This is a genomic window from Conexibacter sp. W3-3-2, from assembly GCF_009707605.1.
Classification (GTDB): Bacteria; Actinomycetota; Thermoleophilia; order Solirubrobacterales; family Solirubrobacteraceae; genus Paraconexibacter; species Paraconexibacter algicola.
The window spans coordinates 1-17,336 of sequence record NZ_WLYW01000005.1; the positions used below are offsets into that span (position 1 = coordinate 1).

A 17,336-nucleotide genomic window follows, 5' to 3' on the forward strand; every position below is an offset into this window, starting at 1 on the left:
CCGCTGCCCCGCGATACCCGGGCGATCCTGCGACGCAAGACACTGCTGGGGGAGGCGTACATCGAACTGACCCCTGGCAACCGCCAGGTCGGAGCTCCGATGATCGCGGAAGGCGGACAGATCCCCGACGCGCATGTCGGATCGACCGTCGAGATCGACGAGGTCCTCAAGGCCCTCAACCCGCCAAGCCGCCGGAACCTGCAGCGGTGGCTCGCCGGCTGGTCAGACGCCGTCGACCGGCGAGCGCAGAACATCAGCGACATCACCGGCATGTTCCCTCGGTCGTCGACGACGCTGGCGGCGTGCTCGGCGTGATGGCGCGCCAGCGCGTAGCGCTGCGGCGACTGACCGCCGACGCGGGCACGGTGTTCGCCACGTTCGGTCGCCGCGACCAGTCGACCCGGAAGCTGATCTCCTCCGGGAACGACGTGTTCCGCGCCACGGCGTCTGAGAGCCGCGCGTTGTCGGCCACGATCCGCGCACTGCCCGGGTTCCTGCATCGCCTGCGCACCCTTTCACCGGTCGCCGGCCGCCTCTCACGGATGCTGAGCCCGAGTCTGCGTGAGCTGCAGCCGGTCGCGGGCCAACTCGACAACACGGTTCAGGGCACCGAGCGCGTGGGCCTTGAGCTGCGGGCGACCGCCCGGCCACTCGATGGCGTCACGCGCCGCGCGAGCAGTGGCCTGCGCGCGCTGCAGCAGGTCGTGCAGGTCGCCGGGCCGCTGCTGGACCGGTTCTCACCGCTGGCGGGCAACCTCGTGCCGGCCGCGCAGTTCCTGAACGCCTACCGCACCGACTTCACGCGGTCATGGGCGATGACCGCGGCCGCGACCGAGAAGACGGCGCCATCGGCCAGCGGCCGCCAGACGCACTACGTGCGGCTGATCATCCCGCTCTCCAACGAGACGCTGAACATCGCCAAGGACCGCTCGCCGTTCAGCCGCTCCAACCCCTACCCGGCGCCCGGCGGCCTTACATCAAAGACCTGCAGGCATTCAGCTGCCAGCACCTGTCCAATCCGCCGCCGCTGGTTCCGCCGATCATCGGCCTGGGAGGCCCGCCACCATGCAAGGCGCAGGGCCCGATCGACGCCGGCGGTCGACACCCATCGATGTTCCCCCAGCTCGTGCAGGCGGCACCGTGAGCACACCGCCGTGTCCGAGACTCCGGTAGGGCTACTCTGGCTCGATCGCGAGCTTCCAGACCGCGTCCAGCGCGTCCAGCAGTCGGCCTTCGTCCACGCGTGGAGACGACAGGTGCTCGGTGAAGACCCGTTCGGTCATCCACACCAGCACGTAGGCGCGGGCCAGCGCGACCTCTGGGTCGATCCCGGGCGCCTCGCGCGTGATTCGCAGTTCGGCGCTCTGCAGGAAGCGCTCATGGAGCAGGTGCCAGAAGGCCGCGACCTCGGCGTCGTAGCTCACCGTCTCCACGAGCGCGCGGACCGTGCTGCGATGGCGGGTGAACGCCCCCAGCACCGCCTCGAGCGTGGAACGGGGGCTTCCTTGGGAGGCCTCCAGCCACGGAGCGGCGCTGGCCGCCACATCGCGCTCCAACGCCTCACCCAGACGGAGAACCAAGTCACGCTTGTCGCGGAAGTAGGCGTAGAACGTCGGGCGCGAGACGCCGGCACGTCGCGTGATCTGGTCGACGCTGACCTCAGCGAACGAGGCTCTTCCGTGAGCAGATCGGTCGCCGCCCGCATGAGGCGTTGCTCGGTCTGGACGCGCTTGGCCTCCGTCGTCAGGGATCGCCGCGAAAGGCTTGGCACGCGATCCAGCGTAGTCCACCGCGGCGCCCGCTGATCGCGCGAGCCCTGTTGCTCGAGGAGGCCGGTCAGCGTGTGGCGCCAATCAAGATCTTGACACGAGATTTGACATCGCGTAAAGTTGTGCGGGTCCGTGTTGTCGTCCAGGGAGTTCCCGTGAGCACCGCCACCGTTGACCTCTCGCAGGTTGACCTCGGAGACTTCGATCTCTGGGATCCGCGTCCGCCGTACGAGTTGTTCGCCCAGATGCGCCGGGAGGCCCCGCTGCACTGGAGCCCGCTCAAGCGCTTCCCGGAGGAAGGGGGTTCTGGTCGATCACGCGCCACGCCGACATCAGGGTGATGACGCGGGGACTACGAGACGTTCTCCTCCGAGCGGCGCGGCATCGTCCACGTCGACGACATCGGCGTGCCGCTCTTCGTCCAGCAGCAGCAGATGATCTCGATGGACCCGCCGCGCCACGACCGCCTCAAGCAGCTCGTCGGCAAGGCCTTCACCCCTAACCGCATCGCCAGCCATGAGGCCCACGTGCGCAAGATCGTCAACGGGGGTGCTCGATCGGGTGGTGGACCGCGAGCAGTTCGACCTCGTGCTTGACGTCTCACGCCCGATCCCCGCCCGCGTCATCGGCGACATGCTCGGCATCCCGGAGGAGGACGACGAGAAGCTCATCGACTGGACCAACATCTTCACAGCCTTTGAAGACCCGCTGTACGCCCCGGAGCCCGGCCAGACCGACCTCCTCTTCCAGGAGATCCTCGAGTACGTCGGCGCGCTGGTCGAGCAGCGCGTCGCCGCCCCGACGGATGATTTGCTCACGGCGCTGATGGATGCCGGGTCGCCGGGGAGAAGCTCAACGAGCTCGAGCTGCCGTTGTTCTTCCTGCTGCTGATGGCCGCGGGCAACGACTCAACCCGGGCTACCTACAGCTCGACGATGCTCGCCCTGATGGAGGACCCCGAGCAGTATCAGCTGCTCCTTGACCGTCCCGAGCTGATCCCCGCCGCTGTGGAGGAAGGGCTGCGGTGCTTCCCCGCGTTCCCGTTCATGGGCCGGACCGCCACCAAGGACGTCGAGCTTCACGGCCACACGATCCGCGAGGGCGACCGGGTCCTGATGTGGTACCTCTCAAGCAACCGTGACGAAACGGTGTTCTCCGAGCCCGAGCGCTTCCACATCCAGCGCGAGGACATCAAGGAGCACCAGGCCTTCGGTGCCGGCGGACGACACTTCTGCCTCGGCGTCGCCCTGGCACGCCTGGAGCTGCGCGTGTGGATCGAGGAGACGCTGCGCCGGATGCCCGACCTTGAACTCGCGGGCGAGCCCGAACGCATGAAGGCGCTGTTCCTCAACCAGTACAACACGATGCCCGTCCGTCGGCGCGGCTGAGCGCGATGTCCGTCCGCGACCGAGGCGCCGGACCGGCAGTGGCCCGCCCAGAAGATCCAGCGCTCGCCCGAGGCCGGGCTGAGCGTCGGACGCTGCAGGTTCGCTGCCCGGCCGACTCGCGGCTGGTCGGAACATGCCTGATCGACGACCCCGCAGAGGTCGTCCGCCGCGCGCAGGCGCTCCGCGAGGCCCAACCACAGTGGGAGGCGCTCGGGCCCGACGGCCGGCGCCGGTGGTTCGACCTCCTTCGGGACTGGCTCTGCGACCACGCCGACGAGCTCTCCGCGCTGCTCCAGGCCGAGACGGGCAAGGCCCGCCGCGACGCCGAGATCGAGGTGCCGGTGCTGCTCGATCACCTGCGGTGGATCGGCGGCAACGCCGGCGACTGGCTGGCGCCGCAGCGCCGCCGCCCACACGGGGCGACCGTCGTCGGCAAGGAACTGCACCTGCTGTACCGGCCGCATCCGCTGGTCGGGATCATCAGCCCGTGGAACTTCCCGCTGGGCCTGGCGTTCATGGACGCCATCCCGGCACTTGCGGCCGGGTGCGCAGTGTTGATCAAGCCGTCCGAAGAGACGCCCTTGACCGTTGCTGAAGTCGTGCGCGGCTGGCGGGAGGACCTCGGGGCCCCGCCGATCCTCGACCGGGTCGTCGGCGACGCCGGCACCGGCGAGGCGCTCGTCGATGCCGTGGACTTCGTGCAGTTCACCGGGTCCACCAAGACCGGCCGACTGGTCGCACGCCGGGCCGCCGAGCAGCTGAAGCCGTACGGCATGGAGCTCGGTGGCAAAGATCCGATGATCGTCATGCGTGACGCCGATCTGGCTCGTGCCGCGGCCGGGGCGGCGTTCGGGGGCCTCATGAACAGCGGCCAGACCTGCGTTTCGGTGGAGCGTATCTACGTGGAGGACGCGGTCTACGACGACTTTCTCCACCTGCTCGAGCAAGAGGTCGCTGCCGTCCGCCAAGGCGCCGGAGACGTGCGCCAGCGGTTTGACCTGGGAGCGATGGCGACTGCGGCACAGCTGCGCCACGTCGAGGAGCAGGTCCGCGACGCGGTCTCCCGTGGCGCCGTCGTCCGCTGCGGTGGCACATGCCTGGACGGCGAGGGCGACTTCTTTGCCCCGACGATCCTCTCCGAGGTGGACCACAGCATGCCGCTGATGCAGGAGGAGACGTTCGGACCGGTGCTGCCGGTCATGCGCGTGAGCGGCCTGGAAGAGGCGATCACGCTGGCCAACGACTCGCACTACGGCCTGTCGGCGTCGGTCTGGACGCGGGACCTGGAGCGCGGGCGGGCGATCGCCAGCCGGCTGGACTGCGGAGCGGTCAACGTCAACGACGTGCTCGCCAACCTCCAAGCGGCCTCGCTGCCGCACGGAGGCTGGAAGACCTCCGGGATCGGAGCGCGGATGGGCGGCGCCGCCGGCGTGCAGAAGTACTGCCGCCAGCAGGCGGTCGTCGTCGCTCGCCTGCCGCTGCGCCGAGAGCCCCACTGGTACCCGACCACGCCCTGGAAGGGCGCGCTCATCGGCGCGCTGCTGCGTGCCCTCGGCGGGCGCGGACGCCGACGCCTGCCCGCCTGCCGGGGCGCCGCGCCCGCACGGACACGAAGGGGACGATCTCATGAGCACGACGGTGTCGCCCGCCGTGCGCTGCGGCGCACGTGAACGCCCCTACCCCGAGCTCTTCGCGCGGGCGCTGCGAGTGGCCCGCGGTGTGCATGAGCTCGGTGCGACGCCGGGAACGCGCATCGCGATCGTCCTGCGCAACGACGTGGCGTTCCTGGAGATCAGCGCCGGGGTACGGCTCGCCGGCGCCGTCCCCGTTCCGGTCAACTGGCACTGGCAAGGCGCCGAGCTTGAGCACCTGCTCCGCGACAGCGCCAGCCGGATCGTTTTCGTCCACGAGGATCTCCGCGCCGGCGTAGCGGCTGCGGCACTCGACGGCAGCACGATCATCACCGTCCCGACCGACAGCGAGGCAAGCGATCACCCCGCCGCCATCGAAGGTGGCGACGAGCTCTCATATGAGTCGTGGCTGGCCGGTCTTGAGCCGTGGGACGGTGCCCTCGCAGAGCGCACCGATGAGCATGATCTACACCTCGGGCACCACCGGACGGCCGAAGGGCATCCGCCGCGCGGCGACCACGCCCGAGCAGGACGCCGCGATGGCCGAGCTCTTCGTCACGGGGATGCGGCTGGCGCCGGGCATGCACACGCTGGTGCCGGCGCCGCTCTACCACACCGCACCGAACGCGCACGCGCTGTTCGCCGCCGCGCTGGGCATCGACCTGACGATCATGTCGCGGTTCGAACCGCAGGAGTTCCTGCGCCTGGTCGACGCGCACAAGATCAACCACGTCCAGATGGTCCCGACGATGTTCTCCCGGCTGCTCGCGCTGCCCGCGGCGGTCCGCGAACGCTACGACATCTCCTCGCTGCAGACCGTGGTCCACGCCGCAGCGCCCCTGCCCGGTCCACGTCAAGCGCGCCATGATCGACTGGCTCGGACCGATCGTCCTGAGTACTACGGGGGGCTCGGAGAGCGGCATGGTCGTGCTCTGCGACTCCGAGGAGTGGCTGGCCCATCCGGGCACCGTCGGGCGCCCGATCGCCGACGCCCACGTCCGGATCATCGACGCCGACGGGGCCGACGTCCCCACCGGCCAGGACGGTGAGGTGTACGTCCGCCCGCCGAGCGCCTGGCCGGACTTCACCTACGAGGGCGCGGCCGACAAGCGCGCAGAGATCGACCTGGACGGCTGGTTGACGCTCGGCGACGTCGGACACCTGGACGCCGACGGCTTCCTGTTCCTCACCGACCGCGTCAAGGACATGGCCATCGTCGGCGGCGTCAACGTCTATCCCGCCGAGATCGAGCAATGCCTGATGAGCCTTGCCGGCGTCCGCGACGTCGCGGTCTTCGGCATTCCGGACGAGGACCTCGGCGAAGTCCTCGCCGCGCACATCGACATCGATCCGAACACCGTCCTCACCGAGGAGGATGTCCGCGACCACGTCCGCCGCCACTTGGCGAAGTACAAGGTCCCCCGCGTGGTGGTGTTCGACGATGACCTGCCGCGGGAGGACTCCGGCAAGCTGTTCAAGCGACGGCTCCGCGACCGCTACTGGCAGCAGCGCAGCCGCATCTGACGCCGGCAGGGGCGGGGCGGCCCCGGCGGGTGTGCCGCGGCCGCAGGGCAGACACGCCCGACGCCGCCCTTCGCGCGCGGCCCGCTCGCCCCGACGACCAACACAGGAGCAAGACATGGAACTCACACAGGCCCTCCACCGCGCCGTCGACCAGGCACCCGCGCGGCCGATGACGCTCTTCGGTGAGCGCGAGCGCAGCTTCGCCGAGGTCTGCGGGCGCGTCGCGCGAATGGCCGGCGCACTGCGGCAGATCGGCGTGCAGCCGGGCGATCGGGTCGCGATGTTGTCGCTGAACTCCGACCGCTATCTCGAGTACCTCTACGCCGTGTGGTGGGCCGGAGGGGTGGTCAACCCGGTCAACATCCGCTGGAGCCCGACGGAGATCGCCTACTCGCTGCAGGACTCCGACACGCGCGTCCTGCTCGTGGACGATGCGTTCACGGCGATGATCGCCGCGCTCGCCGCGCACGAGCATCCGGTCACCACGCTCATCCACACCGGCGAGCAGCCCACCCCGGAGGGCATGCTCGCCTACGAGCAGCTCATCGCCGACAGCACCCCGGTCGGTGACGCGCGGCGCGGCGGCGATGACCTGGCGGGGATCTTCTACACCGGCGGCACCACCGGGTTCCCCAAGGGCGTGATGCTCTCCACGCTTCCCTGCTCTCCTCCGCGCTGGGCAGCCTGGCCAGCGGTGAGCTGCTCGCGTCCGGCAGCCGCTTCCTGCACTGCGCGCCGATGTTCCACCTCGCCGACCTGGCCGCCTGCGTCGCGCAGACCGTCCTGGCCGGAACCCACGTCATGGTCCCGTTCTTCGAGCCCGTCGCCGTGATGCAGGCCATCGACCGCCACCAGGTGTCGGCCACGATGCTGGTTCCGACGATGATCCAGATGCTGCTCGACCATCCTCAGTTGGCCGATCACGACCTGTCCAGCCTGAGCCACCTCATCTACGGCGGCTCACCGATCTCGCTCGGCGTCCTGGAACGCGCCACCGCGCGGCTGCCGAACGTGAGCTTCACCCAGTCCTACGGAATGACCGAGCTCTCACCGGCAGCGACGCTGCTCGGACGCGAGGACCACGCCGCACGCCGCAAGCTGACCTCCGGCGGCCGCGCGGCCCCGCACACCGAGGTGCGTATCTGCGACCCGGACGGCAACCCGGTCGCGCACGGCACCGTCGGCGAGATCATCGTGCGCGGACCAAACGTCATGCGGGGCTATTGGAACAAGCCGGAGGAGACCGCCGCCGCCGTGCGCGACGGCTGGATGCACACCGGGGACGCGGGCTACCTCGACGACGAGGGCTACCTCTACGTCGTCGACCGCATCAAGGACATGATCGTCACCGGCGGTGAGAACGTCTACTCCGCCGAGGTCGAGAACGCGCTGAGCCTGCATCCCGCCGTCGCCGCGTGTGCGGTGATCGCGCTGCCCGATGAGCGCTGGGGTGAACGGGTCCACGCCGTCGTCGTGCTCGCGCCCGACCAGTCCGTGACGACCGACGAGCTCCAGCAGCATGTGAAGAGCATGATCGCCGGGTTCAAGACCCCGAGAAGCATCGACTTCCTGGACGAGCTGCCGCTGTCTGGCGCCGGCAAGATCCTCAAGCGGGAGTTGCGCGCGCGCTACGCCCGACAGCTCGCCGGCTCCTGAAGAACAGAGCCTTGAGGGATCGACTGGGACCCGAGCGCGGCGCACGTCACACCTCGGGGCCTGAGCCGTCGGACGGCTCAGCCGCGCGAGTGGCCGTCGTCCTGGTCAGGTGGCCACTTTGCTTCGCGCGGCGGCCTGTTGGTGGTCGCGCTCGCGGACTTCGGCGAAGCAGGCGCTGCACGCTGGGCAGGTGCGTGAGAGCAGCGTCGGCCAAGGGGCCGGCGATGCCTCGCAGCGCGTAGAGCGGTAGGTAGGCGCGGGGGTAGATCGTGCGCGCCGCACGGCGCTCGATGCCGCTGGCGACGGCTTTGGCAGCACCGCTCGGCGCCGCGCGACCGCGCACCGGCGCGGGAATGAGGGCTTCAAACCGCGCGGTTAGCGGGTCGTCGGAGAACGCCTCGACCAGCGCGGTGTCGATGAGGCCGAAATGTGCAACGCCGACTGTCGTGCCGGTCGGGGCAAGCTCGATGGCGCTGGGCGCGGGCCAACGCCTCCACGGCCGCTTTGCTCGCACCGTAGGCAGCCCAGGCCGGGGCCGGGATGAATGCGGCCACCGACGAGATGACCACGACGTGGCCCTGACGCGCGACGACGTGGCACGCCGGCCCAGAGCGTGTGCCAGACCCCGTGAAGATTGACGTCGAGCACGCGCCGCTGGTGCTCGCGGTCGCCGGCATCGACCGTCGTCGAGACCGGGCCGATCCCGGCGTTGGCCACGAGGACGTCGATGCCGCCGGTCTCCTCAGCGATCTCGCCGCAGGCCTGCTCCAGCGCCTCGAGGTCGGTGACGTCAACCGCCCGCGCGAGCGCGCCGCCACCCAATCGAGCGGCGGCGGCGGCCGCGGCGTCTGCGTTGATGTCCAAGAGCGCGCACCGGGCCCCGCGGCTCGCACACTCCTGCGCGAGCGCGAGGCCGATACCGGCGCCCCCACCGGTGATCAGGACCGTGCTGCCGCGGAGCTCTAGGCGGCTCATGAGAGGGACTCGCCGTGGTTGTGGGGATGAACGGCGACGTCGACTCCGGCCGGTGCTCTGCCGGGCGCACCGACCAAAGCTGTGGTTCGCATGGTGGAGATCCTCATGGAGGCCAGCGTGCCATTTTCGCGGCGTGTTGCCCATGATGCGAGCGGACAATCACCTGATGGTTTCGGACATGATGTGGGGTGGCACCTGCCTGGGACTTTGCGCGCGGCCCGTCTGGGGTCGCCATCCTCCATGACGTGGGCCTCGAACACGGACTGAGCAGCGAGCAGCTCCTGCAGGGCGCCGGGCTCACCGCGCTGCAGCTGAAGGACCCCGCCACGATCGTGCAGGGTGCCCAGGGAGATGCAGGTGGCGCGCAATCTCCTTGCCCGCCTTGGCGCCAATCCGGGTCTCGGCGCCGAGGTCGGTCGGCGTCATCGGCTTCCCACCATGGGTGTCTGGGGGTTCGTGGTGCTGACGAGCGCCAGCGTGGGCGACGCGATCCAGGTCGGTCTGCGCTACGTGCATCTGAGCTCGGCGTTCCTGCGCCCCGAGGTCCGCCCGGAGGCAGACGTGCTGCGTATCCTCCTTCACGAGGACGATCCCGGAGGATGTGCGCGGGTTCCTGGTCGAACGCGAGCTCACCGCGATCTCCACGATCATCGAAGCGATCCTCGGCGAGATGAGGGAGCTGGGCGACCACGCTTTTGCGCTGCACGTCGACGGGCCGCGGCGGGAGCTCGTGATCGCGAACGCCGTGCTTGCGCGGCCGATGCCGCAAGCAGACCCTTCCATCCGGCGCGCGGTCGAGGCTGAGTGCGAACGGCTGCTCGAAGCTCGCCAGCGGAGGTCCGGAGCCGCTGCGCGTGTCCGTGCGCGCCTCCTGGAGCAGCCCGATGCCATGCCCTCGATGGCTGACCTTGCGTCCGAGCTGCACCTCGACGTGCGTACGTTGCGACGCCACCTCGCGGCGGACGGCACAACCTTTCGCGCTCTCCGGCAAGAAGTCTGCACCGTGCTTGCGGTGGAGCTGCTGGAGACTGTCGGCCTCGGCGTCGGTGAGGTCGCTGCGCGCCTGGGCTACTCCGACGCGACCGCGTTCACGCATGCGTTCACGCGTTGGAAGGGTAAGCCACCGAGCGCGCTGAGCTGAACGCGATCCGCGGCGGCCGCCCGTCGCCAAGCCCTGTTACTTTTCAGTCGCGCGACTGCTATCTTGGTGGACATGGCTCCAGCTCGCACATTGCCGCAGGTCCCCGCGCCGGCGTTCCGGGTCGGTCTGCGGTATCTCGCCGGTCCGGTCCTGCGCCCCGGTGTCCCGCGTCAGGTCCAGCGGCTCGCCGCCGACGTCGGTGGCATCACCTCGTCGCTGCCGCGCGGGACACGCGTGCGCTCGGAGGTCGTCGGCGGTATCCCGGGGAGTGGGTGAGCGCTCCTGGCGTCGCGCGTGATCTTGCGGTGCTGCACCTGCATGGGGGCGGGTTCGTGCTCGGCTCGGCGCGATCGCATCGCGGCCTGGCGGCGCACCTGAGCTCGGCGACGGGTGCGCCGGTGTTCGTGCCTGACTATCGCCGCGTCCCCGAACATGCGCACGGTGCCGCGCTCGACGATGCCGACGCCGCGTTCGGGGGCTGCTGGAGCTCGGCTACGACGCCGCCTGCCTTGGGCTGTCCGGGGACTCCGCCGGCGGTGGGCTGGCCTTGGCCTTGGCGATGCTGCGTCGGGACGCCGGGCAGCCGCTGCCGGCCGTGGTCGCGCTCATCTGCCCGTGGCTGGACCTCGGCGTCGACCTCGCCGGAACGCGCCGCGACAACACTCGCGACCCCTTGCTGCGGGCATCCGCGCTGCGGCACTGGGCGGCGCTCGTGGCACGGAAGGCCGACGTCGCCTCGTCCGCGGTGTCGCCCGGGCGCGGCGACCTGAGCGGTCTTCCGCCGATGCTGCTCCACGCGGCGGGTGATGACCCGTTGGCGGTCGACGGGGAAGCGCTGATCCGCGCAGCGGGTGCGGCCGGCGCTGACCTGAGTGTCGAGCGTTTCGACGGGCTGTGGCATGACTTTCACCTTCAGGCCGGCCGCCTCGCTGGCGCGGACCGGGCGATCCAGAGCCTGGGCAGGGCGATCGCCACCCGGCTTCATCGAACGGTCCGGCCCTTGCGTGTGGCGATCGTCGGCGCCGGCATGTCGGGTCTGTGCATGGCGCACAAGCTGCGCGAAGCCGGTCACGGCGACGTCGTGATCTTCGAGAAGGCTGACGAGGTGGGAGGCACCTGGCGTGAGAACCGCTACCCGGGCATCACCTGCGATGTTCCGAGCCGGTTCTACTCCTACAGCTTCGCCCCGAATCCGGACTGGTCGATGGGGTTCTCGCCCGGGGCGGAGATCCAGGACTACTTCGTCCGTACGACGGACCAGCTCGGGCTGCGAGGGCTCATACGGTTCGGTGAGGAGGTCACCGAGGCGCGCTGGCAGGACGGTCGCTGGCGGCTGCGTACGGCAACCGGATCGGAGGACGAGGCGGATGTCCTGGTCACGGCCGCCGGCATCCTGCATCACCCCAAGATCCCCGACATCCCGGGTCTGCAGACGTTCGCCGGCCGCGTCGTGCATTCAGCCCGCTGGGACCCGTCGATTGACGTGGAGCGCTGCCGGGTCGGCGTGATCGGCACCGGATCCACGGGAGTACAGCTCACCACGGCGCTCGCGGGTCGGGCGCGCCATCTGACGCTCTTCCAGCGCACGCCGCAATGGGTCCTGCCGGTCCCCAACCGTCGCTATCCCGCCTCCACGCGGTGGGTCTTCCGCCATATCCCGCCGCTGAACCGGCTCGCGCACGGGTTCTACCAGAGGCTCATCGAGGCGATCTTCGCCAAGGCCGTGGTCGCGCCCCGGCTGGGAGCGCTCGGTCGTCTCCGCGCTGGTGCGCCTGAATCTGCGGCTGGCCGTGCGGGATCCTGAGCTGCGGCGGCAGCTGACGCCCGACTACGTGCCCCTGTGCAAGCGGTTGATCATGTCGGCTGGTTTCTATCCGGCGCTGCAGAAGGACGCGGTCAGCCTCGTGACTGCGGCGATCGACCATGTCGAGCCGCGAGGCATCGTCACCGCCGACGGTCGCTTGCACGAGCTCGATGTGTTGATCGCGGCCACCGGGTTCGACGCCCACGCCTACCTGCGACCGATGCGGGTCATCGGACCCGCGGGACGCACGCTGGAGGATGCGTGGGCCGACGGGCCACGCCTATCGCACGGTTGCCCTGCCGGGGTTCCCGAATCTGTTCACGATCCTGGGCCCGCACAGCCCGGTCGGCAACCAGTCGATCATCTCGGTGTCCGAGGCGCAGGCGCAGTACATCGTGCAGTGGGTGGACCGGTTGCAGCGTGGCGGCGTGGCCCACGTGACCCCGCGCGAGGATGCCACCGCCGCGTATGTCGCCGAGTTGCGGGAGGCGGCAAAGGGAACCGTGTTCGCGTCAGGCTGCGTGAGCTGGTACCTGGATGCCGACGGTGTGCCCGAGGTCTGGCCGTGGAGCCCGGCCCGGCATCGGGCGATGCTGCGCCGGCCCGAGTTGCAGGACTTCGACCTCGAGCCGCAACGCGTTCGCGAGGGCGCCGTCGGATGATCGAGATCAGCCGCGTTCGCGAGGTCGCCGGATCCCGCGAGGAGGTCGCCGCGCTCGTCTGCGACCTTGAGCGCTGGCCCGAGTGGTTCGTCCTGCACAAAGGCTGGATCGGAGAGGTCCCGAGCGAGGCGGAGATCGGCCTGCGCTTCCGTCACAAGGTCCGCGCCCTCGGGATTCCCGGCGAGGTGAGCTGGGAGATCACCGATCTGGACGTGCCCGCGCGATTCGCGGCTCGCGGCAAGGGGACCAGCGGCGCGAAGATGGAGGTCGACTTCCGCATCCGGGAGCGCGACGGTGGCAGCTGCGTCGCGTTCACGGCCAAGATCGGGGGCTTCGCGCTGCGACCGTTGAAGGGGCAGCTCGAGCCATGGCTGGGGACGAGGGCAGACCGGTCGCTGGACCGGCTGTCGGCGCTCCTCGCCGAGGCCTGACGGCTGGTAGCGCGTTATGCGCTGGCGGGCTGTGTCTGGCTGAACAGCACCGCGAGCATGTCCGGGTCGCCGAGCATGTTCCAGTCGGGAGAGATGAGCTTGACGTAGCGCTCGCAGTACAGCGCCTGCTTGGCCATCAGCACGAGCGACCGGGGCATCCTGAAGCCGTACTTGGCTCCCATCGCCGCGATCTGCGTGAGGATCTCGCCGTAGGAGATCTCGGCGAGGGTCTGCTTGAGGAGGGGCCTGACGAAGGCCTCGAGCTCCTCGGCGGAGGACCCCAGCGCGCCGGGCCGCTCGACGGCGCCCAGGCCGTACACCGCCCGGGACAGCTGTTTGTAGTCTCGCTCGAGGAACAGCGCCGGGATCGTGACCCGCAGCAGCTCCAGATCGCTCGGCTCGAGGCGTCCGCAGATCCCGAAATCGATGAAGGCCACGCGCCCGTCGGCATCGACGAGGAGGTTGCCGGCGTGCATGTCGCCGTGGAAGAACCCGTGGACGAACGCGGACGCCAGGAATGCGCGGACGGCCTCACGGAGCGCGGCGGGAAGGTCGAGGCCGGCGGCCGCGGCGCCTGGCAGGTCGTCGATCCGGGATGCCATCCACGCGCTCCATCGTGAGCACCCGCGCGGTGGTCAGCGGCCAGTGAACTCGCGGAGTGCGAACGCCGTCGTGCCCGCCGGAGCGAGCGAGGTTCGCGCTCCAACGTTCCATAGAACGCGCCTCGGTGACGAAGTTCAGCTCGTCGTCGAGCGTGGCAGCGAAGTCCTCCACGACGCCCACGGCGTTCGCCATTCGTCCCAGCCGCGAGGCCCGCTCAAGACCCCGGGCACCGTGGTGCAGCAGCCGCACGTCGGCAGCGAGCCGACCGCGGATCCCCGGACGCTGCACCTTCACGACGACCTGCTGGCCGTCCGCCAGGGTGGCGGCGTGTACCTGCGCGATTGACGCGGAGGCCAGCGGCTGTGGATCGAACGTGACGAAGAGCTCCTCCGGGGGCGCGCCCAGTTCGGCGCTGATGAGCTCGCGGATCGTGTCGATGGGTGCGGGCGGCACTTGGTCCAGCAGCGGGCGCAGCTCGTCGGTGATCGACGGCGGGAACAGCCCGGGGCTTGATGACAGCAGCTGCGCGAGCTTCACGTAGGTGGGCCCCAGCTGCACGAACGTCTCGCGCAGGGCGCGGCCGGTCCGCTCGTGGCGGGTCTGCGACGGTGCCGGGGTCAGCGCCGGGCTGCCCGAGGGCGTGCTCACGGTCGTGCAGGGGGAAGGTGCGGCCGGTGCGGCCGTGGTGGATGAGGTCGACATGGTGATGTTCACCGGCTCCACGGCGACCGGCCGCCGGGTCGCCGAGCAGGCCGCACGTCGCCTGATCCCGTGCTCGCTCGAACTCGGCGGCAAGGACGCGATGATCGTCTGCGAGGACGCCGACCTGCACCGGGCGGCCCGCGCCGCGGCGTTCTATGCCCTGCAGAACGCCGGCCAGATCTGCATGTCGATCGAACGCGTCTACGTCGAGGAGCCGGTGCACGACTCATTCGTCGGCCACCTGGTGGAACAGGTGCGGTCGCTGCGCCAGGGCCACGGCGGCGCCGGCGAGGTGGAGGTCGGCGCGATGACGACCGCCGCGCAGCTGGAGCTCGTGAGCGGCCACGTCCAAGACGCGCTCGCCCGCGGTGCCGTGGCCGTCACCGGAGGGCGCCGCGGCCCAGGTCCCGGCCGGTTCTTTGAGCCCACGGTGCTCACCGGCGTGGATCATTCGATGCTCTGCATGACCGAGGAGACGTTCGGCCCGACGATCCCCGTCATGGCCGTCGGCAACCGTGAGGAGGCGGTCCGGCTGGCCAACGACTCGCCCTACGGTCTGGCCGCGTCGGTCTTCACAAGCGATGCACGCGCCGGTGAGGCGCTGGCGCGCCGCCTGGAGGTCGGCAGTGTGGTGATCAACGACGCGCTGATCTTCTTCGGTGCCCCGTACCTGCCGATGGGAGGCTGGAAGCAGTCGGGCATCGGCGTGCGCCACAGGATCGAGGGGCTGCACAAGTACACCCGCCCGCAGTCGATCGTGGTCGGCCGCGACTGGCCGGTCCGCGATCCGCATTGGTTTCCCTACCGGCCGTCCGTCAGCCGCACGCTCCGACAGGTCCTGCGGCTCAGCGCCCGGCGCTGAGCCGCACGACCAAGGCGGCCGTCAGACGGTCGCGGACGCCGGCTTGTACATCGTCACGACGACCGCTCCGCCGATACCGATGTTGTGCTGCAGCGCGACCTTCGCGCCGGCGACCTGACGCTTGTCGGCCTGCCCGCGCAGCTGCCAGGTCAGCTCGGCGCACTGTGCCAGACCGGTCGCGCCGAGCGGATGGCCCTTGAGATCAGCCCACCGGACGGGTTGACGACGGGGCCGTCGCCGCCGTAGGTCGTGGCCTCGCGGTCGATGAGCAGGTGGGCCTCCCCCTCGGTGGCAAAGGCCAGGCCTTCGTAGGTCACCAGCTCGTTCGCACTGAAGCAGTCGTGCAGCTCGCAGACGTCAACCTCGTCGGCGCCCGTCTGCGCCTGCTCGTAGACCTCGCGGGCGGCCCGCGCGGTCATCTTCGCCCCAACTGCGCTGATCGCGCTCTTGTCCTCGAAGGAGGAGGCCATGTCGGTCACCATCGACTGCCCGACGATCTCGACGGCCTGGGTCCAGAGGTCGTGCTCGTCGACGAAGCGCTCGGAGGCGAGCACCGCGGCACCGGACCCGTCGGAGGTCGGGGAGCGCTGCAGACGCGTCAGCGCGAGCGGCTCGTAGATCATCTTCGCCCGCTTGATCTCGTCGAGCGTGTAGTCGTCCTGGAACTGCGAGTACGGGTTGTTCACCGAGTGCTTGTGGTTCTTGTAGCCGATCCACGCGAAGTGCTCGGGCCGCGAGCCGTACTTCTCCATGTGCTCGCGTCCGGCCATGCCGAACATCTGTGCCGCGGGCGGCGCCGCTCTCGGGAGCGTAGATGTCGAAGAGCGTCGCGAAGTGGCGTCCGGTCGGCTGCTCGCGGTCCATGAAGGTCGCGCCGAGCGATCCCAGGTTCATCTTCTCAAAGCCCACGGCCAGTACGCAGTCGTTCAGGCCGCCGCGGATCAGGTTCGCCGCCAGGTAGAGCGCGGTCGATCCGGTCGAGCAGTTGTTGTTGACGTTGTACACCGGGATTCCGGTGATTCCCAGCTCGTAGAGCGCCCGCTCGCCGCAGCAGCTCGCCGTAGACGTAGCCGGCGGCGGCCGCCTCGATCTGCTCGTAGCCCACCCCGGCGTCCTCCAGGGCCGTGGTCCCCGCTTCGCGGGCCATGTCCGGGTAGTCCCATTGCTTGGAGCCCGGCTTCTCGAACTTCGTCATGCCCACGCCGATGACGAACACACGGTGCTTGCTCATTGTTGCCTCCCGGTCGAGTGTCTGCCTCCCGATCGGGCGGACTCCGCTGAGCCTAACAAATTTCTCGGTCAGGCGACTTGTTTTTGTGGTACGTTCGCCGAACCTGGGGTGGATCCCCGGGGTCCATGAGCACTACGAGCCCCAGGAGGGACGCATGCCGGAAGTCAGCCGCAGCATCGAGATCGACACGAGCCCCGACGAGCTCTGGTCCGTGCTCAGCGACCTCGCGCTACGGCGAGTGGAACGAGGTCCATGTCGGGTTCCCGGACGGGCCGCCGGAGCTCGCGGAGGGTGTGAGCTTCCGCGAGAAGGTCACGATCATGGGTATGCCCGGTGAGGCCACGTGGCGCGTCGTCGAGCTCGATGTGCCGACCAAGCTCGTGCTCGATGGTGACGGTCCGATGGGGGTCAAGCTCGCCATGTCGCTCGAGGTCGCCGCGCAGAACGGCGGCAGCAAGGTCACGATGACCAGTTCGTTCGACGGCCCGCCGCTGGCCGGACCGATGGGCGACGCGGTCGCCAAGGCTGGGGGCGAGGCCGCTGACAAGTCGCTCGCGAAGGTCAGGGCCTTGTTCGGGTGGAGGTGAAGCGGAGTCGTTCGGCTCCGGGCGCCACCCCCACGTGGGGTGGCGCCCGGAGCTCGGGACGGCCGGCAGGTCTTGTAGGTCTTCGCGGATCGACGCTGGAGAGGGGTCGGGTACCGATGGCATCACAGCTGGGTCATGTGACGGCGCGATCGTTCGACACGACGAGGCGTGGCGTCGATGAGGCCGGTGCGATCACCGTGCTCGCGGGGAAGACTGTGGTGTCACCCTGCGGCGGCCGTACTCCTACGGACCGAGTTCACGGCGCAGTTAAGCTGTTCACGTTGCGGCTTGTGTTGGTTTCCGATGATCGTCGCCTCGGTGGCGTTCACGTACGGTCCGGGCCGGGGTCCAGGCCGCAAACTTCCTCAAC

Annotated in this window: 15 protein-coding genes and 8 pseudogenes; 17 read left to right on the forward strand and 6 right to left on the reverse strand. The window is 69.7% G+C overall.

The features are described 5' to 3' along the window. Positions 1–315: MlaD family protein (locus GKE82_RS27565; protein WP_375337071.1), on the forward strand; the 315-nt coding region annotated here is incomplete at its 5' end. A gap of 860 nt (positions 316–1,175) precedes the next feature. Here the strand turns inward: GKE82_RS27565 and GKE82_RS31850 are convergent. Continuing rightward, the gene (locus tag GKE82_RS31850) at positions 1,176–1,790 is read right to left on the reverse strand and encodes a TetR/AcrR family transcriptional regulator (protein WP_196189492.1); all 615 of its coding nucleotides are present in this window, start codon (positions 1,788–1,790) and stop codon (positions 1,176–1,178) included. Positions 1,791–1,924: 134 nt separating this feature from the next. Between GKE82_RS31850 and GKE82_RS29515 the strand changes: the two genes are divergently transcribed. The 9 genes and pseudogenes from GKE82_RS29515 (at position 1,925) to GKE82_RS26470 (ending at position 7,968) form a co-directional block, all read left to right on the forward strand. Beyond that, complete coding sequence (locus GKE82_RS29515) at positions 1,925–2,110, forward strand: hypothetical protein (RefSeq protein ID WP_230317302.1); 186 nt, start codon at positions 1,925–1,927, stop codon at positions 2,108–2,110. Positions 2,111–2,176: 66 nt separating this feature from the next. Continuing rightward, complete coding sequence (locus tag GKE82_RS29520; protein WP_230317303.1) at positions 2,177–2,365, forward strand: cytochrome P450; 189 nt, start codon at positions 2,177–2,179, stop codon at positions 2,363–2,365. After that, positions 2,319–2,660 (forward strand): hypothetical protein, encoded by a 342-nt coding sequence (locus GKE82_RS29525; RefSeq protein WP_230317304.1) that lies wholly within the window; start codon positions 2,319–2,321, stop codon positions 2,658–2,660. Before GKE82_RS29520 ends, GKE82_RS29525 begins: the two co-directional genes overlap by 47 nt. A gap of 44 nt (positions 2,661–2,704) precedes the next feature. Further along, positions 2,705–3,157, forward strand: coding sequence for a cytochrome P450 (locus GKE82_RS29530; RefSeq protein ID WP_375337072.1), 453 nt, complete (start codon positions 2,705–2,707; stop codon positions 3,155–3,157). A 5-nt stretch (positions 3,158–3,162) separates the two neighbouring features. Further along, positions 3,163–4,827, forward strand: coding sequence for an aldehyde dehydrogenase family protein (locus tag GKE82_RS26460; RefSeq protein WP_154735862.1), 1,665 nt, complete (start codon positions 3,163–3,165; stop codon positions 4,825–4,827). Further along, positions 4,784–5,086: pseudogene (locus GKE82_RS31855) on the forward strand (AMP-binding protein); the annotation flags it as partial. The gene GKE82_RS26460 and the pseudogene GKE82_RS31855, both read left to right, overlap by 44 nt. 163 nt (positions 5,087–5,249) lie before the next feature. After that, positions 5,250–5,558 (forward strand): annotated as a pseudogene (locus tag GKE82_RS30295) (AMP-binding protein); the annotation flags it as partial. A 94-nt stretch (positions 5,559–5,652) separates the two neighbouring features. Continuing rightward, positions 5,653–6,312 (forward strand): AMP-binding protein, encoded by a 660-nt coding sequence (locus GKE82_RS30300; protein ID WP_255451192.1) that lies wholly within the window; start codon positions 5,653–5,655, stop codon positions 6,310–6,312. A 115-nt stretch (positions 6,313–6,427) separates the two neighbouring features. Continuing rightward, positions 6,428–7,968: pseudogene (locus tag GKE82_RS26470) on the forward strand (long-chain fatty acid--CoA ligase). A gap of 362 nt (positions 7,969–8,330) precedes the next feature. Here GKE82_RS26470 and GKE82_RS31860 read toward each other — a convergent pair. Together GKE82_RS31860 and GKE82_RS31865 are read right to left on the reverse strand one after the other, a co-directional pair. Then, a complete protein-coding gene (locus GKE82_RS31860; RefSeq protein WP_196189497.1) occupies positions 8,331–8,645 on the reverse strand; it encodes an SDR family NAD(P)-dependent oxidoreductase in 315 nt (104 codons plus the stop codon). Continuing rightward, a pseudogene (locus tag GKE82_RS31865) lies at positions 8,617–9,087 on the reverse strand (SDR family NAD(P)-dependent oxidoreductase); the annotation flags it as partial. The pseudogene GKE82_RS31865 and the gene GKE82_RS31860, both read right to left, overlap by 29 nt. Positions 9,088–9,294: 207 nt before the next feature. On the opposite strand from GKE82_RS31865, the pseudogene GKE82_RS31870 reads away from it, so the two are divergent. The 5 genes and pseudogenes from GKE82_RS31870 to GKE82_RS26505 form a co-directional block, all read left to right on the forward strand. Then, a pseudogene (locus GKE82_RS31870) lies at positions 9,295–9,531 on the forward strand (AraC family transcriptional regulator ligand-binding domain-containing protein); the annotation flags it as partial. 13 nt (positions 9,532–9,544) lie between these two features. Continuing rightward, positions 9,545–10,084, forward strand: coding sequence for an AraC family transcriptional regulator (locus tag GKE82_RS31090; protein WP_309233850.1), 540 nt, complete (start codon positions 9,545–9,547; stop codon positions 10,082–10,084). Positions 10,085–10,416: 332 nt separating this feature from the next. Next, positions 10,417–10,934 (forward strand): annotated as a pseudogene (locus GKE82_RS27585) (alpha/beta hydrolase fold domain-containing protein); the annotation flags it as partial. 177 nt (positions 10,935–11,111) lie between these two features. Continuing rightward, a pseudogene (locus GKE82_RS31875) lies at positions 11,112–12,550 on the forward strand (flavin-containing monooxygenase). Next, positions 12,547–12,981 carry an SRPBCC family protein gene (locus tag GKE82_RS26505; protein WP_154735867.1) on the forward strand — a complete coding sequence of 145 codons (435 nt, stop codon included), beginning with the start codon at positions 12,547–12,549 and terminating at the stop codon, positions 12,979–12,981. The pseudogene GKE82_RS31875 and the gene GKE82_RS26505 overlap by 4 nt, the downstream one beginning before the upstream one ends. Positions 12,982–12,995: 14 nt before the next feature. Here the strand turns inward: GKE82_RS26505 and GKE82_RS26510 are convergent, their stop codons facing one another. Together GKE82_RS26510 and GKE82_RS26515 are read right to left on the reverse strand one after the other, a co-directional pair. Further along, positions 12,996–13,583, reverse strand: coding sequence for an AarF/UbiB family protein (locus tag GKE82_RS26510; protein ID WP_154735868.1), 588 nt, complete (start codon positions 13,581–13,583; stop codon positions 12,996–12,998). Then, on the reverse strand, positions 13,513–14,232 hold the full coding sequence (locus GKE82_RS26515) for an AarF/UbiB family protein (RefSeq protein ID WP_309233851.1): 720 nt from the start codon (positions 14,230–14,232) through the stop codon (positions 13,513–13,515). Before GKE82_RS26515 ends, GKE82_RS26510 begins: the two co-directional genes overlap by 71 nt. Between GKE82_RS26515 and GKE82_RS26520 the strand changes: the two genes are divergently transcribed. Beyond that, entirely contained in the window at positions 14,225–15,148 is a 924-nt protein-coding gene (locus GKE82_RS26520) for an aldehyde dehydrogenase family protein (RefSeq protein ID WP_309233852.1), read from the forward strand. The genes GKE82_RS26515 and GKE82_RS26520 overlap by 8 nt on opposite strands. Before the next feature lie 21 nt (positions 15,149–15,169). Here GKE82_RS26520 and GKE82_RS31880 read toward each other — a convergent pair. Further along, positions 15,170–16,379, reverse strand: a pseudogene (locus tag GKE82_RS31880) (lipid-transfer protein). A gap of 125 nt (positions 16,380–16,504) precedes the next feature. Between GKE82_RS31880 and GKE82_RS30305 the strand changes: the two are divergent. Further along, complete coding sequence (locus GKE82_RS30305) at positions 16,505–16,966, forward strand: SRPBCC family protein (protein ID WP_154735870.1); 462 nt, start codon at positions 16,505–16,507, stop codon at positions 16,964–16,966. Positions 16,967–17,336 lie beyond the last annotated feature (370 nt).